The sequence below is a fragment of the Pseudomonas cistanchae genome, from assembly GCF_054483635.1.
This window is the reverse complement of the sequence record NZ_JBTLWN010000001.1, coordinates 200836-225795: the sequence shown is the minus strand read 5'-3', so window position 1 is coordinate 225795 and position 24960 is coordinate 200836. Positions and strand designations below refer to the sequence as shown.

Here is a 24960-nt window from a genome sequence, read left to right as displayed (position 1 = left end):
AGCTCTGCTGCCCCTTCAAACTCAAGATTTCAATGCTTCGGCCAGCTTCGCGATTTTGCCGCGAACTGAGCCATCGATAACCAGGTCGCCGGCGCGGATCAGAACACCACCTATAAGGCTGGCATCCTCCGCGGCGTGCAGACGCACTTCTCGGCCGAGCCGTGCACTGAGAACCTTGGCGAGTTTGTCTTGCTGTTCATCGCTCAATGCGAAGGCACTGGTGACATCCACATCGACGGATTTTTCCTGCTCGGCTTTGTACAGCTCGAACAGCTCGACGATCTCTGGCAACAGGGCCAGGCGATCGTTTTCCGCGATGATGTGGATGAAATTGCGTACCTGGGCGTCGAACTTGTCACCACACACCTCGACAAAGGTGGTGGCCTTATCTGTACTCGTCAAACGCGGAGCCTTGAGCACGCGCTGGATGGTGTCGTCCTGCGACACCGCAGCGGCCAGGCCGAGCATGGCTGACCAAGAGGCCAGTTGCTGGTGGGCCTGGGCGTACTCGAAGGCAGCCTTAGCGTAAGGTCGGGCCAGCGTGGTCAGTTCTGCCATGATCGCGCCCCTCGCTTAAATTTCGGCTGCCAGTTTGGAAACCAGCTCCGCATGCGCGTTTTGGTCGATTGAAGCGCCCAGAATCTTCTCGGCACCGCTGACCGCCAGGCTACCCAATTGGGCGCGCAGGGCGTCTTTGATGCCATTCAGTTCCTGTGCGATCTCGGCCTGAGCCTGAGCCTTCACACGGTCAGCTTCGACACGGGCCTGATCACGGGCTTCGTCGACGATCTGGGTCGCGCGCTTCTTGGCTTGCTCGATGATTTCAGCTGCTTGGCCTTTGGCGTCGCGCAGTTGCTGACCCACTTTCTCGTGGGCCAACTCCAGGTCACGAGCCGCACGGCTGGCAGCGTCCAAACCATCTGCGATCTTCTTCTGACGTTCCTGCAAAGCCGTAATGACCGGAGGCCATACGTACTTCATGCAGAACAGCACAAAGATGAAGAAGGCAACGGATTGGCCAATCAGGGTTGCATTAATGTTCACGCCAACACCTCGCTCGTTCGTTGTCCGTCAAACCAATACACTCGATAAGTCGAGTGATTAGCCTGCAATTTGACCAACGAAGGGGTTCGCGAAGGTGAAGAACAGTGCGATACCAACACCGATCATGGTCACGGCGTCGAGCAGACCGGCGACGATGAACATTTTAACTTGCAGCATTGGAACCATTTCCGGTTGACGCGCAGCGCCTTCCAGGAACTTGCCGCCCAGCAGGCCGAAACCAATGGCGGTACCCAGGGCACCCAGGCCAATCAGCAGTGCTACAGCGATCGCGGTCAGACCAACTACAGTTTCCATCTTTCCTCCCGACTTTTACGTCGTATTGGTTAAGGTTTCTAAGGTAAAGCGGTAAAGCAAAATCGTTGCTTCGATTGCCCTTGCGGGCGTCCACCTCGAGCGCTACGCGCCCTTAGTGGGTGTCTTCGTGGGCCATCGACAGATAAACGATGGTCAACATCATGAAGATGAACGCTTGCAGCACGATGATCAGGATGTGGAACACCGCCCACGCCCACTGCAAGGCAACACCCAGCGCGCCGAGCAGCAAACCGCCGCCGAACATGATCGCGATGAGGATGAAGATCAGCTCGCCAGCATACAGGTTGCCGAACAGACGCAGCGCCAGGGAGATTGGCTTGGCGATCAGGGTGACGAACTCGAGCAGGAAGTTGACCGGAATCAGCAGTGCCTGAACCAGGATGTTCTTGCTGCCGAACGGGTGCAGGGTCAGCTCGCCGAGGAAACCGCCGATGCCTTTGACCTTGATGCTGTAGTAGAGGATCAGAGCGAACACCGACAGGGCTAGGCCCAGGGTGGCATTTGGATCGGTGGTCGGTACGACACGGAAGTACAGGTGCGGGTCGCCGGAGATTTTCGCGGCCAGCATCGGCAGCCAGTCAACCGGGATCAAGTCCATGAAGTTCATCAGGAACACCCAGACGAAAATCGTCAGGCCCAGCGGGGCGATCAGCGCGTTGCGACCGTGGAATGTATCTTTCACGCTGCCGTCGACGAACTCGACCAGGACTTCAACGAAGTTCTGCAGCTTGCCCGGCTGCCCGGATGTGGCCTTGGCGGCGGCAGCGCGGAACAACAGGATGAAGATCAGACCAAGCACCACCGATACAGCCAGGGTGTCGACGTGGAATGCCCAAAAACCCATTTCCTGAGCTTCCTGGGCGTTGTGGGCAAAACTCCAGCCGTTGACCGGGTGCTGACCGTAAGTCAGGTTGGTCAGGTGATGCTGGATATAACCCGAAGCGGTTTCTGCAGCTGCCATATATCCCTCGAGCGCTAAGGTCTTAAAAATCTTATTTTCATAAGCAGGGGAGAAAACCAGTTGACCAGTTGGGTCAGGAAAAACACGCCGAATACCGCCAACGCATCCAAAGGCTTCACACCTGCGAACGTCAGCGCAAACAGCACTGCCGTCAAAATCAGTTTGCCCGCTTCACCGGCATAGAACGACCGGACTATGGCTTGAGCCGCTCGCGCTCCACTGAAACGGAACGCTTTGTGAGCAAAATACACATTCGGTAGCCAGGCGATCAGGCCACCGCAAAGTCCAGAGTAACCAGCAACGTCACCACGCCATTGCCATAAAACACCGGCTAACAGCAGAACAACGACCAACTGAACTGCCAGCACCGGGAAAACCGGTAAGCGATGGAAGGGCAGGCGGTTTGGCGTGCGAACATCCATCTTCATTTCCTGGTATCAAACTACTGGCGTCGGCGCCTGTTGAATCAATAACTTGGCATACTTTGTGCCGACGAAATGCGCGCAGAGTATAGGGGCGGTTCCCACCCCATTCAACTGCCAGGTAGTTATTTCCGACTGCGCGCTACATGTGCAATTGTTTCAGCGAATGTGGGCCAGGACGCCCTGTAATTCATCAAGCGAGTTGTAGCGGATCACCAGCTGTCCCTTGCCTTTTTGTCCATGCTTGATTTGCACCGGCGAGCCCAGGCGCTCTGCGAGGCGCTGCTCCAGGCGACTGATATCCGGATCGGCCTTGGCTGGGGCTTCGACCTTGGGTTTGCCATTCAGCCACTGCCGAACCAGTGCTTCGGTCTGCCGGACAGTCAGGCCGCGTGCGACAACATGTCGCGCCCCTTCAACCTGCTGCTCGGGCTGCAAGCCGAGCAAAGCGCGGGCATGACCCATCTCCAGGTCGCCATGGGACAGCAGCGTTTTGATCTCCTCGGGCAGGGCAATCAGGCGCAGCAGATTGCTGATAGTCACCCGCGACTTGCCCACGGCGTCGGCGACCTGCTGCTGAGTCAGCTGAAATTCCTGCTGCAAGCGTTGCAACGCCATCGCTTCTTCGATGGGATTGAGGTCTTCGCGCTGGATATTTTCGATCAGCGCCATGGCGATGGCCGCTTCGTCCGGCAACTCGCGGACCATCGCTGGAATCTTGTCCAGACCAGCCTGCTGACTGGCACGCCAACGACGCTCACCCGCAACGATTTCGAAACGGCCTTCGGCGATCGGGCGCACCACGATGGGCTGCATCACGCCATGGTTCTTGATCGATTGCGCCAGTTCTTCCAGAGCGGTGGGATCCATGTCCCGCCGCGGTTGGTATTTGCCCCGCTGAATCAGGTCGAGCGGCACGTATTGCAGTTCGCGGCTATCGGCCTCGGCAGCTTCCTGCTGCAAGGCGGTGACCGTGATGCCTCCCAGCAGAGCATCCAAGCCTCGTCCTAGCCCTCGTTTCTTGGCGGCCATGCGAAATTCCTTATGCGGTTACGGTGTGGGCGCTGGCGCGTTGACGACGCACCAGTTCGCCAGCCAAGGCCAGGTAGGCAATGGCACCACGTGATTGCTTGTCATAGACCAGTGCCGGCATGCCAAAACTAGGCGCTTCGGCCAAGCGCACATTGCGCGGAATCACAGTCTGATACAGCGTATCGGGGAAGTGCTGCTTGAGCTGCGCCGATACGTCGTTGGTCAGGCTGATGCGCGGGTCGTACATGGTGCGCAGCAACCCTTCGATTTTCAGGCTCGGATTGAGCATCTGGGCGATCCGCTGGATGCTGTTGACCAGGTCGCTCAAACCCTCCAAGGCGTAATACTCGCACTGCATCGGAATGATCACGCCATCGGCGGCCACCAGAGCGTTGACCGTTAGCATGGACAGTGCTGGCGGACAGTCGATAAGGATGTAGTCGTAATTCTCGCGGATTGGCGCCAATGCATAACGCAGGCGACTCTCCTTCATCTTCATTTCCAGCAGGGCGACTTCCGCGGCGGTCAGGTCGCGGTTGGCGGGCAGCAGCTGGTAGCCGCCGTGCTCGGAGAACTGCATGGCTTCGACCAGGTTGCACTCACCAATCAGCACGTCGTAGATAGAGTGCTCGAGGCCGTGCTTGTCGACGCCGCTGCCCATGGTGGCATTGCCTTGCGGGTCGAGGTCGATCAACAGCACGCGCCGCTTGGTCGCGACCAGGGAGGCGGCCAGATTGATGCAGGTGGTGGTCTTACCCACGCCGCCTTTCTGGTTAGCGATTGCGAATACCTTGGCCATGCTGCCGTTCCCCCTAAACCGAGCGGCGCAGTATCAGCAGATGGCGCTGACCTTGGCAACCGGGAACCTTGAGCACATGGGTGGCAGTGAGACGGAAGTCCGCGGGCAGGGCCTGCAATTCGTCATCAGGATGAACGCCTTTCATCGCCAGCCACTGCGTCTGTTCGCTACCCAAGGGGCGCGTCCAGTTGCTGAAATCTTCCAGAGAACTGAAGGCGCGGGACACGATGCCGCTGAACGGCTGCTCGGGAATGAACGCTTCGACCCGATTGTGGATAACCTGCAGGTTGGCCAGTTTCAGCTCAAGCTTCACCTGGGTCAGGAAGCGGGTTTTTTTGCCGTTGGAATCAAGCAGGGTGAATTGCCGCTCGGGAAAGAGAATGGCCAGGGGAATTCCCGGCATGCCGCCGCCGCTGCCAACGTCCAGCCAGTTATCCCCGGCGTCGTGAACATGCGGCACCACGCTCAGGCTATCGAGCAGGTGACGGGAGACCATTTCGTCCGGGTCACGCACCGCCGTGAGGTTGTAAGCCTTGTTCCACTTGATCAGCAACGCGAGGTAGGCGAGTAACTGCTCCTGCTGTTGCGACGACACCTCGACGCCCAGCTCCAGGGCGCCTTGCGCCAACTCTTCGGCATGCCGAGCGGTAACGGACATCAGGCGCTGTGCTCCAACTGCTGGCCGGCAGTGCGTTTTTTCAGGTGGATCAGCAGCAAAGAAATCGCTGCCGGGGTCACGCCGGGGATCCGCGAGGCCTGGCCCAGGGTTTCCGGACGGCTGTTGCCGAGCTTGTGCTGGATCTCCTTGGACAGACCGGAAATCGCCGCGTAATCGATATCCATCGGCAGCTTGGTGTTCTCGCTGGCACGCAGACGGGCGATCTCGTCCTGCTGACGGTCGATGTAGCCGGCGTACTTGGTCTTGATCTCGACCTGCTCGGCGACTTGCAGGTCTTCGGCGCCGCCACCGGTGATGGCGACTAGGCCGGCGTAGTCGATTTCAGGCCGCGAGAGCAGGTTGAGCAGGTTGTATTCGTGGGTCAGCGGTGTGCCGAAACGCTCGGCAATCGCCTCGCCTTGGGTAGTGCCGGGACGCACCCAGGTGCTTTTCAGACGCTGTTCTTCCAGGGCGATGGCTTCGCGCTTGGTTTCGAACGCCGCCCAGCGCACATCATCGACCAGACCCAGCTCGCGGCCTTTCTCAGTCAGGCGCAGGTCGGCGTTGTCTTCACGCAGGATCAAGCGGTACTCGGCCCGCGAAGTGAACATGCGGTAGGGCTCTTGGGTGCCGAGGGTGATCAGATCGTCGACCAGCACGCCGATATACGCCTCGTCGCGGCGAGGGCACCAACTGTTCTTGCCCTGAGCGCGCAGCGCGGCGTTGCAGCCGGCGAGCAAACCTTGGGCGCCGGCTTCTTCGTAGCCGGTGGTGCCGTTGATCTGCCCGGCAAAGAACAGGCCGGCGACCACCTTGGTTTCCAGGCTGTATTTCAGATCGCGTGGATCGAAGTAGTCGTATTCGATGGCATAGCCGGGCCGCACGATATGGGCGTTTTCCATACCGCGGATGCTGCGCACCAGTTGCAACTGCACATCGAAGGGCAGCGAGGTGGAAATGCCATTGGGGTACAGCTCGTGGGTGTTCAGCCCTTCGGGCTCGATAAACACCTGATGGCTGTCCTTGTCGGCGAAGCGGTGAATCTTGTCTTCGATCGACGGGCAATAACGCGGTCCGACACCTTCGATAACGCCGGAATACATTGGCGAACGGTCGAGGTTGGCGGCGATGATTTCGTGGGTACGGGCATTGGTGTGGGTGATCCAGCAACTGATCTGCCGCGGTTGCTGCTCGGCACGACCGAGGAAGGACATGAGCGGCGTCGGCGTATCGCCTGGCTGCTCAGTCATTACCGAGAAATCCACCGAGCGGCCATCGATACGCGGCGGGGTGCCGGTTTTCAAACGGCCGACGCGCAATGGCAATTCGCGTAGACGCTGGGCCAGGGCAATCGAGGGTGGATCGCCGGCACGGCCGCCGGAATAGTTCTGCAGACCAATGTGGATAAGTCCACCGAGGAAGGTGCCCGTGGTCAACACCACGGAATCCGCTACGAAACGCAGGCCCATCTGGGTGACAACGCCTTTGACTTCGTCGTTTTCGACGATCAGATCATCGGCTGCTTGTTGAAATATCCACAGGTTGGCCTGGTTTTCCAGGGTTTCGCGAATCGCTGCTTTGTACAGCACCCGGTCGGCCTGAGCGCGAGTGGCGCGTACGGCAGGGCCTTTGCGGCTGTTTAGCACGCGGAACTGGATGCCGCCACGGTCAGTGGCTTCAGCCATGGCGCCGCCCAGGGCATCGATTTCCTTGACCAGATGGCTCTTGCCGATCCCGCCGATGGCCGGATTGCAGCTCATCTGCCCGAGCGTTTCCACGTTATGGGTCAGCAGCAGGGTTTTGACGCCCATACGTGCAGCCGCCAAAGCGGCTTCGGTGCCGGCATGGCCGCCGCCGATAACGATCACCTGAAAACGGGAAGGGAAATCCACCACGCACCTCGTGCCTGTTGAGAATTTGGAGGGCTTTTGGCTTTGAAAAGCTGGAAAGGCGGCAAGTATAGGGATTTAGCCAGGGTGAAAGAAGCCTTTTGCACAAAAAATAGCCAACCGGCCCGGAGCTGAAAAAGGCAGGTGGTAAATAAAGAATAAAAAGAATGAATTTATATGAGGCTTTGTTTTTATGTTTATTACTTATGCAGCGCTTTTCTGTGGATAGATGGCTACAGCTCAATAATAGTAAGGGCTGTAGCGTTTCAAAAGAGTGTGTTGATCCTGAAGCCTGCCTGTTCAGTTGCCGTACGCAAGCTGTGGATGAAAGTGATGGTTATCCACAGGGGCGGTTATCCTCCATTTTATCACCGGGTTATGGGCAGGGCTTAGGTCGGGTTTTCCACAGGGCTTAGGTGGATAATTAAGTGCCTGGCCACCCATATTTCCCAGGCGAATGCCTGCCTGGACGACATAAGTAGGAGTTTCAGGACGTAGGATGGGTTAGGCGCAGGGAGGGAACAGTGAATGCGGCGCGAGGTTCGATGCGCCGTAGTCCATCAGGGATAACGGGGGGTTAGAAGCCGTTGTCACCCTCGACTTGGCCTACCGAGGTAGCAGCGCTTTTGATCTGGCGCCGACCGTGCACCTGGTAAACCTGACCTTCGTTATCCGAACCAGGCCGCTTTAACCACAGCTGCGCGTGCAATCCCTGTTTGGCAGAATAGCTACCAAACCAGTTCGCCAACCTGGCTACATGGCAGTGACCATCAAGGATGACGGCCATATCGGTGACGACTTCGTAGGTGTAGTGCCCAGGCCCAAAGCCGTAATAGTCGTCACGCCGATCTTCCTGTGTGCCCGCAGGGATCGGACAGAGCGGGCCGTTCAGGTCGCCCGGATACTTTGCCTGTTCGGCATCAACAAGGCTCAGAGCCTGATTCAGCGCCGCGCGATGCGCCTCGCTCAATTCGGTTTGAGTGGCTGCAGCATCATCTGTCTGAATCCTGGGGATGGACAATTGGTAGCGATAATTCAGGGTCAGGGTGGGCACCTGGCCAATCGGAGCCAGTGGGGGCAACAGATAGAGGTGGTCCACACCGTAGTAGCCCACACGGTAAGCGGCATAGCGCCGTCCGCGCAGTTCTACCCAGTAATCTGCCTGATTGGCGCCACGTCCATTCAGTGAATAGAGATAACCGGGCGGGTCATCCTCAGAACGGTTGTGACCAACTGACTGGCTACTGACGAAACGCTCGCCATTGCGTTGCAGCGTATTGATATAAGAGAACAACCCGGTGCCACCGTAGTAGGTGTCGACTATTAAGTCGCGCAGACCATCGTTATTCAGGTCGATCAGGGTATAGCTGCTGTTGCCGTCCTCACCGATAGTTTCGACCTCTGATGCAAGCAGGGCCTGCCATTCATCCGCGCTGACACCATCCGGACGCTGCCTGGGGAAGCGAGCTGGTTCGAGCGAGGGTTGCTGATCGTCGACAACGTTGCGAAAGCGCATTCTCCCGGACTTGATCAGCAGATTTTCCAATACCGACTCGAGAGGAAACTCGGTGTTGCTCTGGCTTGCCTGTTCGACGGCCAGGCGCAGATCTTCCAGAGCCAGCCGATCAATCTCATCCGGCTGGTAGGCAAGGTGGTCACGCAACTGCACCTGCAAAGCGGCCAAGCGCTGGCCGTACTCTTGTGTCAGGCATTTCTCTGCAGCCAAGCATTGGTCGCGCTGTTTCAGCCAGGCTCTTTGTGCCTGTTGTAATGCTGGAAGCGCTAACCTTTCGCCAGACTGCTATAGAGCTCTCCCAGGCGCTGGTCGAGCCGGTATAGGTCAGGGTTGGCGCAGATAGCTTGCTCGCTCGTTGTGGAGGCGCGCTTACAATCCATGCCCGCGGCGAACAGCGTGCCGTGCAGAAGCAGTAGCGCGCTACCGGACAATAACAACTGGAATTTCATGAGAGGCCACTCCGTGGCTACTTACCAATACAAAAGCTGGAAAATATCCGCCCCAGCAGGTCATCGGAACTGAATGCCCCGGTGATCTCGCCAAGCGCTTGCTGCGCCTGACGCAGGTCTTCGGCCAGTAGCTCGCCGGCTCCAGCCAGGGTCAGTTGAGCGTGACCATGGTCCAGGTGGGTAGAAGCCTGCCGTAAGGCTTCCAGGTGGCGTCTGCGGGCGCTGAAGCTGCTTTCGGAAGTCTGCTCGTAACCCATGCAGGCTTTCAGATGTTCGCGCAGCAGATCCAGACCGTCCGTGGATTTGGCCGAGAGACTGATGGTGACATGGCCATCGTCGCTGACTTCGAGCAGCGTGGCTTCGCCGGAAAGATCGGCCTTGTTACGGATCAAGGTAACCCTGGCCGGGTCGGGACGCTGGTCAAGAAACTCCGGCCAAAGCGAGAAGGGGTCGTCGGCCTCAGCCGCCGTTGCATCCACCACCAGCAGAATGCGGTCTGCCTCGTTGATTGCTTTCAGGGCACGTTCGACGCCGATGCGTTCGACCTGGTCTTCGGTATCGCGCAAACCGGCGGTATCTACCACATGCAGCGGCATACCATCGATCAGGATGTGTTCGCGCAGCACGTCGCGGGTAGTACCGGCGATTTCGGTGACGATAGCGGCTTCGCGTCCGGCAAGGGCATTCAGTAGACTGGACTTGCCAGCGTTGGGGCGGCCGGCGATCACCACCGTCATGCCATCGCGCAGCAGTGCCCCCTGACCAGCCTCGCGTAGCACCTCGGCCAGATTCGTACGAACGGCATCAAGCAGGTTCAATACGTGGCCATCGGCGAGGAAGTCGATTTCCTCTTCGGGAAAATCGATGGCCGCTTCAACGTAGATGCGCAGGTTGATCAGACTCTCGGTCAGGCTGTGGACTCGCCGAGAAAACTCACCTTGCAGGGAGCGCACGGCGTTGCGTGCCGCCTGCTCGGAGCTGGCTTCAATCAAGTCGGCAATTGCCTCGGCTTGGGCCAGGTCGAGTTTGTCGTTGAGAAAAGCGCGCTCGCTGAACTCCCCTGGATGAGCGAGGCGCGCGCCTAATTGCAGGCAACGGCGCAGCAGCAGATCCAGCACTACAGGCCCGCCGTGGCCTTGCAGCTCCAGTACATCTTCACCGGTAAACGAATTGGGGCCAGGGAAGTACAGGGCCAGACCTTCGTCCAGCACCTGCTCGGCGTCGGCGAAGAAGGGACCGTAATGCGCGTAGCGCGGTTTGAGTTCGCGCTGGCAGATGGCGTGCGCGAGCTTTTCCGCCAGCGGACCGGAAACACGCACGATGCCGACGCCACCACGACCCGGAGCGGTGGCGACGGCGGCAATGGTTTCACGAGTCGTTGGCATGGACCTCTCCGAATAAGGCATAGCAAAACGCCCCATGAGAGGGGCGTTTTGTGTGGCTGGAAGCGATGCAGCTTAGGCTTCAGCTGCCTTGGTTGCTGCTTCGATCTTGCGGGTAATGTACCACTGCTGCGCGATCGACAAGACGTTGTTGACCACCCAGTACAGCACCAGACCGGCCGGGAACCAGAGGAAGAAGAAGGTGAAGATGATCGGCATCATTTTCAGCACCTTGGCCTGCATCGGGTCCGGCGGTGTCGGGTTCAGCTGCTGCTGAATGAACATGGTGGCGCCCATGATGATCGGCAGGATGAAGAACGGATCCTTGATCGACAGGTCGGTAATCCACAGCAACCACGGCGCCTGGCGCATTTCAACCGACTCCAGCAGCACCCAGTAGAGCGCGAGGAATACCGGCATCTGCACCAGAATCGGCAAGCAACCACCCAGCGGGTTGATCTTTTCCTTCTTGTACAGCTCCATCATCGCCTGGGACATCTTCTGGCGATCATCGCCGAACTGTTCCTTCAGCTGCGCCAGCTTCGGTGCCACCGCGCGCATCCGTGCCATGGATTTGTAACTGGCGGCTGACAGCGGAAAGAAGATCAGTTTGATGATGACGGTCAAGACGATGATCGACCAACCCCAGTTACCTAACAGGCTGTGGATATGTTCCAGCAACCAGAAAATCGGTTGGGCGAGGAACCAGAGAATGCCGTAGTCGACAGTCAGCTCGAGGCCAGGGGAGAGCGTCTTGAGGTGGCCTTGCAGCTTCGGGCCTGCATAAAGGGTGGCGCTCGTCTGGCCTTGTTCGCCGGCAGGCACCTGAAGCGCGGGGCCGGTGTAACCGACGATGTAGTTACCCTGGCTGTCCTTGCGGGTCTGCATCTGGTTGGCGGTGTCCTTTTCAGGAATCCAGGCGGTAACGAAGTAATGCTGCAGCCAGGCAACCCAACCGCCTTCCACGGTTTCTTTGAACGGCTGCTTGTCGATGTCTTTCATCGACACTTTCTTGTACGGCTCTTCGGCAGTCCAGAGCGCGCCACCGAGGTAGGTCGCAGTGCCGGTAGCCGTGGTGGAGGACGGATCGTCGCTGCCATCGCGCTTAAGCTGCGCGAACATATTGCCGCTCCAGGCCGCCTGGCTCTGGTTGTCGATCAAGTAGGAAACGACCACCTGATACGAGGCAGGGTCGACACACCCCGGCTTTTTCAGCTGCTGCTGTTTAGCCGAACATTCAGGATTCAAGCCGCGGGTAAAGCTGAAGCGCTTGATGTAATTGACGCCGTTTTCGCTCAACGTCAGATCGACCTGCAGGCTGTCCTGGCCTTCAGCCAGTTGGTAACTCTGCTTCTCGCTGCTCCACAGCGCACGACCGCTCGATTTATCGGGCGCGTTCGTGCCGATCAAACCGCTCTGCGCCAGGTAGGTGCGCTCCCCGCCGTTATCGAACAGCTGGAAGGGAACGTCCGGGCGATCCTGGCGACGTGGATATTGCGGCAAGTGGAGTTGCACCACATCGCCACCACGCGGGTCGATGGCCAATTCGAGCACATCGGTCTTGACCCGGATCAGCTCATCGCTGACTGCCGCTGCTGGGGTCGGCACCGCATTCGCTTCAACGGTGGTCGAAGCAGTCGGAATGTCGTCACTGCTGGAGTTGTTGGCTGCACCAGTGGTGTCAGGCAAACCCGGAACAGTGCTGCTGACCGCAGCGGTTTGAGCCGGCAGGGGAGCTTGGCCGTAGTCCTGGTTCCACTGAAGAACCATCATATAGGACACGATTGCCAGGGCGACGATCAGGATCGAGCGTTGGATATCCATGATTATTCGGCCATCGAAGAGGAACAGGAGGTTTTCGCGGGGGGAACCGGGTCGTAGCCACCGGGATTCCACGGATGACAGCGGCCAAGCCGACGTAGAGTCAGCCAACCACCACGCATGACGCCATGATGCTCGATGGCTTCAAGCGCGTAGCAAGAACAACTGGGGTAGAAACGACAATGGCTGGCCATCAGCGGGCTGATCGCGTAACGGTAAAACTGGATTGGGGCTAAGGCCAGTTTACGCATTGGGACTGTCGCTTATCCCAGTCTGGGAGTTCGGCTGCGGGCTCGGCTTGCTGCGAGCCAGACGTTTCCAGAGCTTGCCGAACAGTTGAGCCAGTTCGGAATTTTCCAGATCGCCCAGGCCCTTACGCGCGACCACCACGATATCCCACCCCACCAGGTTGTCCTGGTTGAGGCGGAAGGATTCGCGGATCTGGCGTTTCAGGCGGTTGCGTTCAACGGAAAGCTTTACGCTCTTCTTACCGATCACCAAGCCCAAGCGGGGATGATCAAGCTCGTTGTCACGCGCAAGCAGCAGGACGTTTTTGCCCGGAGCTTTGCCGCTGGGGGAGTCGAAGACTGCCTTGAATTGCCGGGGAGTTAGCAGACGCTTTTCCCGACTGAAGTCTCGACTCACCACAAGGCCGAATTTTAAACGGCGAGACGCTTACGGCCCTTGGCGCGGCGACGCGACAGGACAGCACGGCCGTTCTTGGTGGCCATACGAGCACGGAAACCGTGGGTGCGAGCGCGTTTGATAGTGCTGGGTTGGAAAGTACGTTTCATGGTGCGGTACCTGGTGGTCGACTACGGGCCGGAATGGCCCCCGTTTTAAGAGACCGGCGATTGTAGAGAAAGCCGAGGGCGAGGTCAATTTCCAACCAACGGGTTTGCTGAATAAAGAATATAAAGAAAGAAGTATTAAAGAACTTTATGGTTTTAGTAACTCTTAGCGCCATAACGGCCTGTGCATAAACCACTGTGATCCACTGGTCATCAGTGGTTCAAGCGTGCGTAAGGTTGTTATAAAGAAGTGCGGCGCGTGTGACTTGGTTGCGAATAAGCTGGGGATGGAACGTCCACTTATTCACAGGTCAGCTTAAGCAGCGTTTATCAACCGGCTTATCCATACCCCCTGGGGTAGGTTATCCACAGTGCTTATGACAGCTGTTTATGAGAGCGCACATTCAGGCTAAAGACTTGATTTTCCAGCCTAAGCGGTCTGTTTTCATGTGGATAACTCTGTCGGGGAGGACTACAATACCGGCTGATTTTTTGCCTCGTCGACTTCCTGTTTAGGGGATATTTGTGTCCGTGGAACTTTGGCAGCAGTGCGTGGAGCTTTTGCGCGACGAACTGCCTACCCAGCAATTCAATACCTGGATTCGCCCTCTACAGGTTGAAGCCGAAGGTGACGAGCTTCGTGTCTACGCACCCAATCGGTTTGTGCTCGATTGGGTGAATGAAAAGTACCTCAGTCGCCTGCTGGAGTTGTTAAGCGACCGCGCCAATGGCCTGGTGCCGGCGCTCTGCTTATTAATAGGAAGCAAACGCAGCGCTGCCCCACGTGCGGCTCCCAGCGTTGCGGCGACATTGCCAAGCATTGCGGCAGAAACGTCAATGCCCCAGCCGCAGACGGCTACGGTCCAGAGCGAACCCTCTCGCTCCAGCTTCGATCCCATGGCCGGCGCTGCTAGCCAGCAGGCTCCTGCCCGTACCGAGCGCTCGGTTCAGGTAGAAGGCGGCTTGAAGCACACCAGCTATCTAAACCGCACCTTTACCTTCGATAATTTCGTAGAAGGTAAGTCCAACCAGTTGGCCCGTGCCGCTGCCTGGCAGGTGGCCGACAACCCCAAGCATGGTTATAACCCTCTGTTCCTTTATGGTGGCGTGGGTTTGGGTAAGACGCACCTGATGCATGCCGTCGGCAATCACCTGTTGCAGAAGAACCCAAACGCCAAGGTGGTTTATCTGCACTCGGAGCGCTTCGTTGCTGACATGGTCAAGGCGTTGCAGTTGAATGCGATCAATGAGTTCAAGCGGTTCTATCGCTCGGTGGATGCGCTGTTGATTGATGACATCCAGTTCTTTGCCAAGAAAGAACGCTCTCAGGAAGAATTCTTTCACACCTTCAACGCCCTGCTTGAGGGCGGTCAGCAAGTGATCCTCACCAGCGATCGCTATCCCAAAGAAATCGAAGGCCTTGAAGAGCGCCTGAAATCGCGTTTCGGCTGGGGTTTGACGGTCGCGGTCGAGCCACCGGAGCTGGAGACGCGGGTGGCGATCCTGATGAAGAAGGCAGACCAGGCCAAAGTCGATCTGCCACATGACGCTGCCTTCTTCATCGCTCAGCGTATTCGCTCGAACGTCCGCGAGCTCGAAGGTGCGCTGAAAAGGGTGATTGCCCATTCGCATTTTATGGGCCGCGACATCACCATCGAACTCATCCGCGAGTCGCTGAAGGACTTATTGGCGCTGCAGGATAAATTGGTCAGTATCGACAACATCCAGCGCACCGTCGCCGAGTACTACAAGATCAAGATTTCCGATCTGCTTTCCAAGCGTCGCTCGCGTTCGGTGGCGCGGCCACGGCAAGTAGCCATGGCCTTATCGAAAGAGCTGACCAATCACAGCCTTCCGGAGATTGGTGATGCCTTCGGCGGCCGCGATCACACCACGGTATTGCATGCATGCCGTAAGATCGCTGAACTCAAGGAATCTGACGCGGACATTCGCGAGGACTACAAGAATCTTCTGCGTACGCTGACCACTTAACTACGCAATTCCACTAGGCAAGGGACTAGACCATGCATTTCACTATTCAACGCGAAGCCCTGTTGAAACCCCTGCAACTGGTTGCCGGCGTCGTGGAACGCCGCCAGACCTTGCCGGTGCTGTCCAACGTATTGTTGGTTGTTGAAGGCCAGCAGCTGTCGCTAACCGGTACCGATCTTGAAGTCGAACTGGTTGGTCGGGTGATGCTGGAGGAGCCCGCTGAGCCAGGCGAGATCACCGTGCCGGCGCGCAAGCTGATGGATATTTGCAAGAGCCTGCCAGGCGATGCCCTGATCGATATTCGTATCGACGAGCAGAAGCTGGTGGTCAAAGCCGGTCGCAGCCGCTTCACCCTCTCCACCCTGCCCGCCAATGATTTCCCGACTGTCGAAGAAGGTCCGGGTTCGCTTACCTTCAGCCTGGTGCAGAGCAAGCTGCGTCGCCTGATCGAACGTACCAGCTTCGCGATGGCACAGCAGGACGTTCGTTATTACCTCAACGGCATGTTGCTTGAAGTGCAGACGGGCCTGCTGCGTGCAGTCGCTACCGATGGTCATCGCCTGGCGATGTGCTCGATGGATGCAGCCGTCGAACAGACTGAGCGTCACCAGGTAATCGTTCCCCGTAAAGGTATTCTTGAACTGGCTCGCCTGCTCACCGAACAGGATGGCAGTGTCAGCATCGTGCTTGGCCAGCATCACATCCGCGCCACCACCGGCGAATTCACCTTTACCTCGAAGCTGGTCGACGGCAAGTTCCCTGACTACGAACGTGTGTTGCCACGCGGCGGTGACAAGTTGGTCATGGCTGATCGGCAGGGCCTGCGTGAAGCCTTCAGTCGCACTGCGATTCTTTCCAACGAGAAGTACCGCGGCATCCGTCTGCAGCTTGAATCCGGGCTGTTGAAGATTCAGGCGAACAACCCGGAGCAGGAAGAGGCTGAAGAAGAAATTGCTGTCGAGTACAGCGGCAGTTCGTTGGAGATTGGCTTCAACGTGAGCTATCTGCTGGATGTTCTGGGTGTGATGACCACCGAGCAGGTTCGTCTGATTCTATCGGATGCCAATAGCAGTGCCCTGGTACAAGAGGCCGGCAACGACGACTCCGCCTATGTAGTGATGCCGATGCGTCTGTAACTAATGTCCCTTACCCGCGTTACAGTCACCGCGGTGCGCAACCTGCACCCGGTGACCCTCTCCCCCTCTCCGCGTATCAATATCCTTTCTGGCGACAATGGCAGCGGCAAGACCAGCCTGCTGGAAGCTATTCATTTACTAGGGTTGGCTCGTTCGTTTCGCAGCATCCGTCTGGTTCCGGTCATTCAGCATGATCAACTGGCTTGCACGGTTTTTGGTCAGGTCCAATTAGCTGACGGGAGACACAGCAGCTTGGGCATAACCCGAGATCGCCAAGGCGAATTTCAGATTCGCATCGACGGCGAGAATGCTCGCAGTGCTGCGCAGCTTGCCGAAACCCTACCGCTGCAGCTGATTAACCCGGACAGCTTCCGGCTACTGGAAGGTGCGCCAAAGATCCGCAGGCAGTTTCTGGATTGGGGAGTGTTCCACGTGGAACCTCGGTTTCTGCCGGCCTGGCAGCGCCTGCAGAAGGCCCTGCGTCAGCGAAACTCGTGGCTGCGGCATGGTACACTTGACGCCGCTTCGCAGGCGGCATGGGACCGTGAGCTGTGCCTTGCAAGCGATGAGATAGACAGTTACCGACGCGCTTATATTCAGGCCCTAAAGCCAGTATTCGAACGAACGCTGGCGGAGTTGCTAGAGCTTGAAGGCCTGACGTTGAGTTACTACCGCGGCTGGGATAAAGATCGAAATTTGCAGGATGTGCTGGCCACCTCGTTGCCGCGTGATCAGCAGATGGGCCATACCCAGTCCGGTCCTCAGCGGGCAGATCTGCGATTGCGTTTTGCCGCGCACAATGCCGCTGAGATCTTATCCAGAGGCCAGCAGAAGCTGGTGGTATGTGCCCTGCGAATTGCCCAGGGCCATTTGGTGAATCAGGCTAAGCGCGGGCAGTGTATTTATCTGGTGGATGACTTGCCGTCAGAACTGGATGAAACCCACCGCAAAGCGTTATGCCGACTGTTAGAAGATTTGCAGTGCCAGGTATTTATCACCTGCGTAGACCATGAATTGTTGAGGGAAGGCTGGCGCACGGATACGCCAGTCGCCATGTTCCACGTGGAACATGGCTGTATCACCCAGACCCACGACCACCGGGAGTGAATGCATGAGCGACAACCAAACGTACGACTCCAACAACATCAAGGTCCTCAAAGGCCTGGATGCCGTACGCAAGCGGCCTGGCATGTACATCGGCGATACCGATGACGGCAGTGGCCTGCACCACATGGTATTCGAGGTGGTCGATAACTCGATTGACGAGGCTCTGGCCGGTCATTGCAGCGACATCACCATCACGATTCACCCGGATGAGTCGATCAGCGTACGCGACAACGGTCGTGGTATCCCGGTGGACATCCACAAGGAAGAAGGCGTATCGGCTGCTGAAGTCATCATGACGGTGCTGCATGCTGGCGGTAAGTTCGACGATAACTCCTACAAGGTTTCCGGTGGTCTGCACGGCGTAGGTGTATCGGTAGTTAACGCCCTCTCCGAGCATCTGTTGCTGACGGTCCGCCGCAGTGGTCACATCTGGGAACAGACCTATGTGCATGGCGTACCTCAGGAGCCAATGCGCATCGTCGGCGACTCCGACACCACGGGCACCCAGATCCACTTCAAACCCTCTGCGGAAACCTTCGCCAACATCCACTTCAGCTGGGACATTCTGGCCAAGCGATTGCGCGAGTTGTCATTCCTCAACTCTGGTGTCGGTATCGTCCTCAAAGACGAGCGCAGCGGTAAAGAGGAGTTGTTCAAATACGAGGGCGGGCTGCGCGCGTTTGTTGAATACCTCAACGTCAACAAGACTGCAGTTAACCAGGTGTTTCACTTCACTGTGCAACGTGAAGACGGTATCGGCGTGGAAGTCGCGCTGCAGTGGAACGACAGCTTCAACGAAAACCTGCTGTGTTTCACCAACAACATTCCTCAGCGCGACGGTGGTACCCACCTTGCCGGCTTTCGCTCGGCCCTGACGCGCAACCTGAACGCCTACATCGAGCAGGAAGGTCTGGCCAAGAAGCACAAGATCGCCACCACCGGTGACGATGCCCGCGAAGGACTGACCGCGATCATCTCGGTAAAAGTGCCCGATCCGAAGTTCAGTTCGCAGACCAAGGACAAGCTGGTTTCTTCCGAAGTGAAGACCGCGGTCGAGCAGGAAATGGGCAAGCACTTCTCCGACTTCCTGCTGGAAAATCCAGGCGAAGCCAAGGCCGTGGTCGGCAAGATGATCGACGCCGCGCGTGCTCGTGAAGCCGCGCGTAAAGCCCGCGAAATGACGCGCCGTAAAGGCGCTCTGGATATCGCCGGGTTACCGGGCAAACTGGCCGACTGCCAGGAAAAAGACCCTGCCCTTTCTGAACTCTACATAGTGGAAGGGGACTCCGCGGGCGGTTCTGCCAAGCAGGGCCGTAACCGCAAGACCCAGGCGATCCTGCCGCTCAAGGGCAAGATTCTCAACGTCGAGAAAGCCCGCTTCGACAAAATGATTTCCTCCCAGGAGGTCGGCACCCTGATCACCGCCCTGGGCTGTGGTATTGGCCGAGATGAGTACAACATCGACAAGCTGCGCTACCACAACATCATCATCATGACCGACGCCGACGTCGACGGTTCGCACATTCGCACCCTGCTGCTGACGTTCTTCTTCCGCCAGTTGCCGGAGCTGGTCGAGCGCGGCTACATCTACATCGCTCAACCGCCGCTGTACAAGGTCAAGAAAGGCAAGCAGGAGCAGTACATCAAGGACGATGAGGCCATGGAGGAGTACATGACTCAGTCGGCTCTGGAGGATGCCAGCCTGCACGTCAATGAAAGCGCACCTGGGTTGTCCGGTGAGTCGCTGGAACGTTTGGTCAACGACTACCGCCTGGTGATGAAGACCCTGAACCGGTTGTCGCGTTTGTACCCGATCGAGCTGACCGAGCATTTTGTCTATATCCCGCGTGTCGAAGCAGAGCAGCTGGCGAATAAAGACGCCATGCAGCAGTGGTTGGGCCTGCTTGATGGGCGTCTCAAGGGAATGGAGAAGTCTGGCCTGGTGTACAAGACCAGTCTGCACGAAGACCCAGAACGTCATCTCTGGTTGCCGCAGGTCGAGCTGGTTTCCCATGGGGTTTCCAGCTACATCATCTTCAACCGCGACTTCTTCGCCAGCAACGACTACAAGACGGTTACCACCCTGGGTGACCAGTTGAACAGTCTGTTGGAGGAAGGCGCCTATGTGCAGCGTGGCGAGCGCAAGAAGCCCGTTACCACGTTCAAGGATGCGCTGAACTGGCTGATGACCGAGAGCACCAAGCGTCACAGCATCCAGCGCTACAAGGGTCTTGGCGAAATGAACCCTGACCAGCTGTGGGAAACCACCATGGATCCGGAAGTACGGCGCATGCTTAAGGTGACGATCGAAGATGCCATTGGCGCAGACCAGATCTTCAACACTCTGATGGGCGACGCAGTGGAGCCACGCCGCGACTTCATCGAAGCCAACGCATTGGCGGTATCCAACTTGGACTTCTGATTTTCCTTACATTTCAAAGAGCTACAAAAAAGCCCCGGTTTACCGGGGCTTTTTTATTAAGGGATTGGCTTAAACCACGGGCGGCACCCACCAGTAACGCACGAAGTGGAAGAAGATCGGTGCGGCGAAGCATACCGAGTCCAGCCGGTCGAGCATGCCGCCGTGGCCTTCGATCATGTGCCCCCAGTCTTTCACGCCGCGGTCGCGCTTGATCGCCGACATCACCAGGCCGCCGGCGAAACCCAGCAGGTTTACCGTCAGGGCCATCAGCGCGGCCTGCCAGAAGCTGAACGGTGTGATCCAGCACAGCGAGGCGCCCACCAAGCAGGCCAAGGCCACGCCACCGACAAAACCTTCTACGGTCTTCGACGGCGACAGGCGTGGGGCGATCTTGTGTTTGCCGAACAGCTTGCCGCAGACGTACTGCAGTACGTCGGACAGCTGCACAACGATAATCAGCCAGGCGATCAGCAGCAGATTGCGGCCCTCGTAACCGGGAATATCCAGGGTCAACAACGCGGGTACCGCCGAGATGCAGTACACCGCGATCATCAGGCCCCACTGCACCTTTGACGTGCGCTCGAGAAAGCGTGTGGTGTCGCCGCCCAGGGACGCCAGTATCGGCAGCAGGAGAAACAGGTACACGGGGATAAAGATGGCGAACAGGCCGTACCAGTCGAAGGCGATCAGCAAGTACTGCATCGGCAGGGCGAAATAGAAGGCGGCGACCAGCGCCGGATAGTCGCTGCGTCGTGTGGGTGTCAGCGTCATAAATTCGCGCAGGGCGTAAAACGAGACGAAGTAAAACAGCAGGATGACGCCGGTATTGCCGAACAGAAAGGCCGCACCGATCACCAGCACCATCACCCACCAGGCGTTGATGCGAGCGTTCAGGTTGTCGATAACCGGGTTGGCGGTTTCGCCACTGCGGCGCTTGAGGAAATAGCCGATGGCCGAGGCGAGCAACAGCAGCGCGCCGATACCGGCAAACAGCAATAAGGTGTTGTTATCCATATCAAACCTCCTCGGGTGCAATGGCCAGCAGGGCATTGCGGGCACGTTCGAGGAACGCGTCCTTGCTTTCGCCTTCGATTTTTTCCAGAGGCGCACCGAAACTCAAGGTGCACAGCAATGGCAGCGGTAGCGCCCTGCCCTTTGGCATCACCCGATTGAGGTTGGCGATCCATACGGGAATCAGCTCGATGTCGGGACGCGCGTTGCTGAGGTGGAACAGCCCACTCTTGAATGGCAACAGACCTTCTTCCAGATTGCGCGTGCCCTCGGGAAACAGGATCAGCGAATCGCCATTGCCCAGGGCGTCGAGCATCGGTTGCAGCGGGTTGGCGTCCGGGATGCTGCGGTCGCGGTCAACCAGTACGCCATTGAATACTTCGTTGATCAGGTAGCGCCGCAGTGTGTCGCGCTGCCAGTAGTCGGCGCCTGCCACGGGGCGGGTCCGCCGCCGCAGCTCTTCAGGCAACGAAGCCCAGAGCAGGACGAAGTCGCCATGGCTGCTGTGGTTTGCGTAGTAGAGGCGCTGTACCGGCCGCGCAGTGCAACCGAGCCAAAGCGCACGCGCCCCGGTAAGCAGGCGTGCAGCCGAGGTGATGGCGAAAGCGGTCAGGGAAGCGAGCATGGACGGTTCCTTATCCGGTGATTGGGAGACAAGGTAGGCTGATGATGGTCGCGAGCGTGCCCAGCAGCTGAAACGTCAGGGTGAGCGCCTGAGCACGCAACAGCCGCAAGGCGCCGCGGCAGCGTTCATCCCAGGCCCGCCCTTGCTGCCCTGCAGGTTGCAGGCCGAGCTGGACCAGGGCCTGATCGAGCGCAGCAGCGCGGTCTTGCAGTTGCTCTGGTGCGTCGGCGAGGTGTTGAAACAGCTCGGCATCCAGGGCAACGCGCAGCGCCCAGTACTTTCCCAGGACGCCCGTGGCAACAAGTAATGCACAGCATGCCGCGCTGAATGGATGCGCTGGCAGACCAGTCAATGGCGCGAGCCCGATCAGCATGGCAATCAGGGTCAGCCCACTGGACAGCCAATCCAGCGAACGGCCCCGACGCAGCATACTGGCCACCAGCTGCAGTTTCATCTCAGCCATGGGCGGCTACCCATGCGCCGTCGCCGCGGTGACGGTTGAGCCGCAGCATTTCTTCGAGCGCGTACTGGTGAGCCTCACTCATTACCAGTTGCGGGCGCACCAGACGAATGCGGGCGATGGCGGAGACAACGTCCTGGCAGCGACCGCTGTGCAGCAACCATGCGGCTACGGCGGTGGCACTTCGCGAGTAACCCAGGGCGCAACACACCAGCAATGGGCCCTGCAGGCGCAGTTGCTCGATGGCCCGCGCTGCTTCCAGGAGGGTATCCGCGCCGGGTACGGTGAGATCGAGTACCGGCAGCACGCGGTACACCTTGCGCTGTGTGCGCAGTGGCAGTTCGGCGCTGAGATCGAGTACGGCGTTGAATTGCTCAGCCTGGGTGGCGCTGGGGATGCGTCCGAGCCAGACGCCCTCGCCTATCTCGGCCGCGTGCGGATGCCGGCGCGTCCACAGGCGGGAATTGATCCAGGCTCCTGCCAGGTAAGGTGCCAGTAGCCAACAGGCGGCACTGCTGAGGCGGCCATCGGCGCGTTTCTGAAAGCCTTCGGCACCGAACAGGGCATAGTTCAACGCCACCAGCAATAACGACAAGGCCGGCCAGGCCAGCCACAACCAGGTCCCGCCCAGGTTGGTTGCCAGCGTCATCAGCAGCAAGGCCCCTGCGCCATAGCGAAACGCCAGCCGCCAGCGCTTCGGCTCACGCGCCAGGCGCCAGTGCAGCAGTGGGCTGCGGCCCTGGTGCGGCCACAGCCAGACGCACAGCCAGCCTGCTAGAACGCCCGTCGGCACGTCGATGAAATGGTGCTGCCAGGTCGTCAGCACCGACAGCCCGATCAACGAAAACCAGCCATGGGTCAGCCAGCGCCATACCCCGCTGGCGTGACTGGCAAAGCAGGTCCACAGCACCACCAGCAGCGCGATGTGCAGCGATGGCGCCTGATTGAAGGGTTTGTCGAAACCCATCAGCACGTCGAACATGCTGCCGAATAAGCCATCCAGTTCCGGCCGCTCGAAGGTGAAACGCAGCGGCCAGAGCAGAAAGCAGGCGATGCACAGCACTTGCACACTGAGCAGCCGCAGGCCGTGACGGTCCATTTCCCGGCGCGTTGCCGGCAACAGGAACGACAGGCCGTACAGCAGGTCGATCGACCAGTAAGGCACGATCGTCCAGGGCCACAGCGGCATCTGGCTTTCCCAGGCGAACACCAAGCTGCCGACATCATCGCGCTGGCTGGTCAGCCAGTTGGCAAAGCTGTAGCTGGCAAAAAACAGTGGTGCCAGAAGCAGCAGCCAGAGCACGCCGCGCTTCCATAAACCCGGCTCGCGCACTTCGTTCATCACGACACCCGCTGCGCCAGCGATACGCTGAAAATACCCCACTCGTCGATGCGCTGGGTCAGCTTGCGAAAGCCCGCAGCAGCCACCAGTTGGTCCATCTCCGCCTGGCTGCGACGGCGCATGACCCATGGCTGCCCGTCGCGATGGCTGGTCAGGGCGCGGGCGATCAGTTCCAGCTGCGGGTGCCAGGGTTGCCCGGTGTAGATCAGGTAACCGCCCTCTTCCACGGCAGCCGCGAGCCCGGCCAGGGAGTCGCCGACCATCTGGTTGCTGCCGAACAATTCATACAACCCCGAGACGACGGCCAGCGTCGGCTTCGGGTCGATGGCGGCCAGATCGAGACGGTCGAATGCATCGCCTTTGACGAAGCGGGCAATCGCCCCCAGACCTTTCTGCTCGATCAGCGCACTGCCGTCGCGCACGTTGATATCGCTGTAGTCGCGCAGCAGGATCGAATCGGGCTGCTGCTGCATGCCTTCGAGGGATTCGAGGATATAGCGACCATGACCGGCGGCGATATCGACGATGCGCACGTCCCGGCCCTGTTCGCGCAGCTTGCCCATGGCCAGGCGCAGCAGTTCTTCGGCATGCAGCTTGCGCTGCCGGATGCCGCGCCAGCCGATGGAGTTGAGGTAGTTTTGGTCGATCAGTTTGCCCAGCGCGCCTTTGCCGGTGGGCTGGTTGCGGTAGACGTAATCGAGGGTGCTGCCGGAGTCGAAGCCGGTCTCGAAGCCCAGTTTGACTCCCGCCGATAGCCCGCTGCCGAGCGCCAGGCTGGCGCGGGTCATGCGCCAGTACAGGTCGCGCAACGAGTTGTGCGGCAGCGGCGCGGCCAGCTCCTCGGACTCGGCGCAGGTCACTCCCAGGCGATCGGCATCAAGCAGCGATGGGCGCTGCACCGGCTCCTCGAAGCAGCGCAGAATGAAGCGTTTCGCCCGGCTGAGGGCATGGCCGCGGTCGCGCTCGCCAAGGGTGTCATGGAAGAAACCGGGCAGGATGTGCTTCTCCTTGCGCAAGCTGCCGAGGCGCTCGAAGAACTGCTCCTGGGGTTTGCGATGCACGACAAAGTCGGCACCGGAGATCAGCAGCTGGGTGGGGATCTGGATCGCCTGGGCATCAGCGACCACGCGCTCGGCGGCGTCATACAGACCGAGCAGCATGTTCACCGAGATCGCCCGAGCGATCAGCGGGTCGCTGTCGAAAGACGCGATACGTTGCGCATCGTGGCTGAGGTACTTGGCCTTCACGTAGCTGTTGACGAAGAAATTGCCGCGCAGCGCGCGCATCAGCTTCAACCCAGGTCGAGCAAAAGGTACGTAGAGTTTGACCTTGAACGCGGGCGAGGCGAGTACCAGCACGCGAATGTTCGGTGCGTAGTCATGCGCCCAGGCCGAGACCACCACGGCTCCGACGCTCTGCGCCAGCACGGCGAGGTCTTCGGCCGGCAAGCCGTGGGCGACGCCAATGTGATCGATGAAGGTCTGCACATCACGCACGCTGGTGGCAAAGCTCGGGCTGTCGCCACGGGCGCCGGGCGACTGGCCGTGACCGCGCGCATCCCAGGCGAAGAAGTCGAAATCCGCCAGGTCGAGTTCATCGACCAGATGCGCCATGCGTCCACCGTGCTCATGGCCGCGGTGGAACATCACAACGGCGCGGCGTGGCGTGGCGGGCGACGTCGATAGCGCAGGCCAGTGGCGGTAGAACAGCTCGACGCCGTCATGGGTGGTGAAACTGAGGGAGTTGGCTTCGCGCATCGAGATGT

25 protein-coding genes are annotated in these 24960 nt (G+C 58.9%); 4 read left to right on the top strand and 21 right to left on the bottom strand.

Annotation, left to right across the window (positions count from 1 at the left end; all coding sequences use genetic code 11):
* Positions 1–21: 21 nt before the first annotated feature.
* The 16 genes from ACX0MV_RS01045 to rpmH form a co-directional block, all read right to left on the bottom strand.
* Positions 22–558, bottom strand: coding sequence for a F0F1 ATP synthase subunit delta (locus ACX0MV_RS01045; RefSeq protein ID WP_458980635.1), 537 nt, complete (start codon positions 556–558; stop codon positions 22–24).
* 15 nt (positions 559–573) lie between these two features.
* Entirely contained in the window at positions 574–1044 is a 471-nt protein-coding gene (locus tag ACX0MV_RS01040; RefSeq protein ID WP_458980634.1) for a F0F1 ATP synthase subunit B, read from the bottom strand.
* Positions 1045–1101: 57 nt separating this feature from the next.
* The gene (gene atpE, locus ACX0MV_RS01035) at positions 1102–1359 is read right to left on the bottom strand and encodes a F0F1 ATP synthase subunit C (RefSeq protein WP_003097235.1); all 258 of its coding nucleotides are present in this window, start codon (positions 1357–1359) and stop codon (positions 1102–1104) included.
* Between the two features lie 112 nt (positions 1360–1471).
* Complete coding sequence (atpB, locus tag ACX0MV_RS01030) at positions 1472–2341, bottom strand: F0F1 ATP synthase subunit A (RefSeq protein WP_458980633.1); 870 nt, start codon at positions 2339–2341, stop codon at positions 1472–1474.
* Positions 2342–2355: 14 nt separating this feature from the next.
* Positions 2356–2763 (bottom strand): F0F1 ATP synthase subunit I, encoded by a 408-nt coding sequence (locus ACX0MV_RS01025; RefSeq protein WP_458980632.1) that lies wholly within the window; start codon positions 2761–2763, stop codon positions 2356–2358.
* 159 nt (positions 2764–2922) lie between these two features.
* Positions 2923–3795, bottom strand: coding sequence for a ParB/RepB/Spo0J family partition protein (locus ACX0MV_RS01020; RefSeq protein ID WP_458980631.1), 873 nt, complete (start codon positions 3793–3795; stop codon positions 2923–2925).
* A 10-nt stretch (positions 3796–3805) separates the two neighbouring features.
* Entirely contained in the window at positions 3806–4594 is a 789-nt protein-coding gene (locus ACX0MV_RS01015; protein WP_458980630.1) for a ParA family protein, read from the bottom strand.
* A gap of 13 nt (positions 4595–4607) precedes the next feature.
* A complete protein-coding gene (gene rsmG / locus ACX0MV_RS01010) occupies positions 4608–5252 on the bottom strand; it encodes a 16S rRNA (guanine(527)-N(7))-methyltransferase RsmG (protein ID WP_458980629.1) in 645 nt (214 codons plus the stop codon).
* Positions 5252–7144 (bottom strand): tRNA uridine-5-carboxymethylaminomethyl(34) synthesis enzyme MnmG, encoded by a 1893-nt coding sequence (mnmG, locus tag ACX0MV_RS01005; protein ID WP_458980628.1) that lies wholly within the window; start codon positions 7142–7144, stop codon positions 5252–5254. The genes rsmG and mnmG overlap by 1 nt, the downstream gene beginning before the upstream one ends.
* 574 nt (positions 7145–7718) lie before the next feature.
* The gene (locus ACX0MV_RS01000; protein ID WP_458980627.1) at positions 7719–8867 is read right to left on the bottom strand and encodes a lysozyme inhibitor LprI family protein; all 1149 of its coding nucleotides are present in this window, start codon (positions 8865–8867) and stop codon (positions 7719–7721) included.
* Positions 8868–8923: 56 nt separating this feature from the next.
* Entirely contained in the window at positions 8924–9106 is a 183-nt protein-coding gene (locus ACX0MV_RS00995) for a lysozyme inhibitor LprI family protein (RefSeq protein ID WP_458980626.1), read from the bottom strand.
* 17 nt (positions 9107–9123) lie between these two features.
* Complete coding sequence (mnmE, locus tag ACX0MV_RS00990; protein WP_458980625.1) at positions 9124–10491, bottom strand: tRNA uridine-5-carboxymethylaminomethyl(34) synthesis GTPase MnmE; 1368 nt, start codon at positions 10489–10491, stop codon at positions 9124–9126.
* Between the two features lie 72 nt (positions 10492–10563).
* A complete protein-coding gene (gene yidC, locus ACX0MV_RS00985; RefSeq protein WP_458980624.1) occupies positions 10564–12312 on the bottom strand; it encodes a membrane protein insertase YidC in 1749 nt (582 codons plus the stop codon).
* A 2-nt stretch (positions 12313–12314) separates the two neighbouring features.
* Entirely contained in the window at positions 12315–12560 is a 246-nt protein-coding gene (yidD, locus tag ACX0MV_RS00980) for a membrane protein insertion efficiency factor YidD (RefSeq protein WP_458980623.1), read from the bottom strand.
* Positions 12553–12954 carry a ribonuclease P protein component gene (gene rnpA / locus ACX0MV_RS00975; RefSeq protein ID WP_458980622.1) on the bottom strand — a complete coding sequence of 134 codons (402 nt, stop codon included), beginning with the start codon at positions 12952–12954 and terminating at the stop codon, positions 12553–12555. Before rnpA ends, yidD begins: the two co-directional genes overlap by 8 nt.
* A gap of 14 nt (positions 12955–12968) precedes the next feature.
* On the bottom strand, positions 12969–13103 hold the full coding sequence (gene rpmH, locus ACX0MV_RS00970) for a 50S ribosomal protein L34 (RefSeq protein WP_002551315.1): 135 nt from the start codon (positions 13101–13103) through the stop codon (positions 12969–12971).
* Positions 13104–13625: 522 nt separating this feature from the next.
* Between rpmH and dnaA the strand changes: the two genes are divergently transcribed.
* From dnaA to gyrB, 4 genes are read left to right on the top strand one after another with little or no spacing between them, the layout of a single operon-like run.
* Positions 13626–15092, top strand: coding sequence for a chromosomal replication initiator protein DnaA (dnaA, locus tag ACX0MV_RS00965; protein WP_458980621.1), 1467 nt, complete (start codon positions 13626–13628; stop codon positions 15090–15092).
* Between the two features lie 32 nt (positions 15093–15124).
* The gene (gene dnaN, locus ACX0MV_RS00960) at positions 15125–16228 is read left to right on the top strand and encodes a DNA polymerase III subunit beta (RefSeq protein WP_458980620.1); all 1104 of its coding nucleotides are present in this window, start codon (positions 15125–15127) and stop codon (positions 16226–16228) included.
* A gap of 3 nt (positions 16229–16231) precedes the next feature.
* Entirely contained in the window at positions 16232–17335 is a 1104-nt protein-coding gene (gene recF / locus ACX0MV_RS00955) for a DNA replication/repair protein RecF (RefSeq protein WP_458980619.1), read from the top strand.
* A gap of 4 nt (positions 17336–17339) precedes the next feature.
* Positions 17340–19757, top strand: a complete 2418-nt coding sequence (gene gyrB, locus ACX0MV_RS00950; RefSeq protein ID WP_458980618.1) for a DNA topoisomerase (ATP-hydrolyzing) subunit B — start codon at positions 17340–17342, stop codon at positions 19755–19757.
* A gap of 69 nt (positions 19758–19826) precedes the next feature.
* On the opposite strand, the gene ACX0MV_RS00945 is transcribed toward gyrB, so the two are convergent.
* Genes ACX0MV_RS00945 through ACX0MV_RS00925 form a run of 5 tightly spaced genes read right to left on the bottom strand, consistent with a single transcriptional unit; the run spans position 19827 to position 24952 of the window.
* Positions 19827–20771, bottom strand: a complete 945-nt coding sequence (locus ACX0MV_RS00945) for a phosphatidate cytidylyltransferase (RefSeq protein ID WP_458980617.1) — start codon at positions 20769–20771, stop codon at positions 19827–19829.
* Position 20772: 1 nt separating this feature from the next.
* Positions 20773–21393, bottom strand: a complete 621-nt coding sequence (locus ACX0MV_RS00940) for a lysophospholipid acyltransferase family protein (RefSeq protein ID WP_458980616.1) — start codon at positions 21391–21393, stop codon at positions 20773–20775.
* 10 nt (positions 21394–21403) lie between these two features.
* Positions 21404–21856, bottom strand: a complete 453-nt coding sequence (locus ACX0MV_RS00935; protein ID WP_458980615.1) for a hypothetical protein — start codon at positions 21854–21856, stop codon at positions 21404–21406.
* Positions 21849–23195 carry a phosphatase PAP2/dual specificity phosphatase family protein gene (locus tag ACX0MV_RS00930; RefSeq protein WP_458980614.1) on the bottom strand — a complete coding sequence of 449 codons (1347 nt, stop codon included), beginning with the start codon at positions 23193–23195 and terminating at the stop codon, positions 21849–21851. Before ACX0MV_RS00930 ends, ACX0MV_RS00935 begins: the two co-directional genes overlap by 8 nt.
* Entirely contained in the window at positions 23195–24952 is a 1758-nt protein-coding gene (locus tag ACX0MV_RS00925; protein WP_458980613.1) for a bifunctional alpha/beta hydrolase/class I SAM-dependent methyltransferase, read from the bottom strand. The genes ACX0MV_RS00930 and ACX0MV_RS00925 overlap by 1 nt, the downstream gene beginning before the upstream one ends.
* Positions 24953–24960: the final 8 nt, after the last annotated feature.

Coding starts and splice junctions, on each gene's coding strand:
- ACX0MV_RS01045 (WP_458980635.1), bottom strand. CDS start 558: ATGGCAGAACTGACCACGCTGGCCCGACCTTACGCTAAGGCTGCCTTC.
- atpE (WP_003097235.1), bottom strand. CDS start 1,359: ATGGAAACTGTAGTTGGTCTGACCGCGATCGCTGTAGCACTGCTGATT.
- atpB (WP_458980633.1), bottom strand. CDS start 2,341: ATGGCAGCTGCAGAAACCGCTTCGGGTTATATCCAGCATCACCTGACC.
- ACX0MV_RS01025 (WP_458980632.1), bottom strand. CDS start 2,763: ATGGATGTTCGCACGCCAAACCGCCTGCCCTTCCATCGCTTACCGGTT.
- ACX0MV_RS01020 (WP_458980631.1), bottom strand. CDS start 3,795: ATGGCCGCCAAGAAACGAGGGCTAGGACGAGGCTTGGATGCTCTGCTG.
- ACX0MV_RS01015 (WP_458980630.1), bottom strand. CDS start 4,594: ATGGCCAAGGTATTCGCAATCGCTAACCAGAAAGGCGGCGTGGGTAAG.
- rsmG (WP_458980629.1), bottom strand. CDS start 5,252: ATGTCCGTTACCGCTCGGCATGCCGAAGAGTTGGCGCAAGGCGCCCTG.
- ACX0MV_RS00995 (WP_458980626.1), bottom strand. CDS start 9,106: ATGAAATTCCAGTTGTTATTGTCCGGTAGCGCGCTACTGCTTCTGCAC.
- mnmE (WP_458980625.1), bottom strand. CDS start 10,491: ATGCCAACGACTCGTGAAACCATTGCCGCCGTCGCCACCGCTCCGGGT.
- yidC (WP_458980624.1), bottom strand. CDS start 12,312: ATGGATATCCAACGCTCGATCCTGATCGTCGCCCTGGCAATCGTGTCC.
- yidD (WP_458980623.1), bottom strand. CDS start 12,560: ATGCGTAAACTGGCCTTAGCCCCAATCCAGTTTTACCGTTACGCGATC.
- rpmH (WP_002551315.1), bottom strand. CDS start 13,103: ATGAAACGTACTTTCCAACCCAGCACTATCAAACGCGCTCGCACCCAC.
- dnaN (WP_458980620.1), top strand. CDS start 15,125: ATGCATTTCACTATTCAACGCGAAGCCCTGTTGAAACCCCTGCAACTG.
- recF (WP_458980619.1), top strand. CDS start 16,232: ATGTCCCTTACCCGCGTTACAGTCACCGCGGTGCGCAACCTGCACCCG.
- gyrB (WP_458980618.1), top strand. CDS start 17,340: ATGAGCGACAACCAAACGTACGACTCCAACAACATCAAGGTCCTCAAA.
- ACX0MV_RS00945 (WP_458980617.1), bottom strand. CDS start 20,771: ATGGATAACAACACCTTATTGCTGTTTGCCGGTATCGGCGCGCTGCTG.
- ACX0MV_RS00940 (WP_458980616.1), bottom strand. CDS start 21,393: ATGCTCGCTTCCCTGACCGCTTTCGCCATCACCTCGGCTGCACGCCTG.
- ACX0MV_RS00935 (WP_458980615.1), bottom strand. CDS start 21,856: ATGGCTGAGATGAAACTGCAGCTGGTGGCCAGTATGCTGCGTCGGGGC.
- ACX0MV_RS00930 (WP_458980614.1), bottom strand. CDS start 23,195: ATGAACGAAGTGCGCGAGCCGGGTTTATGGAAGCGCGGCGTGCTCTGG.
- ACX0MV_RS00925 (WP_458980613.1), bottom strand. CDS start 24,952: ATGCGCGAAGCCAACTCCCTCAGTTTCACCACCCATGACGGCGTCGAG.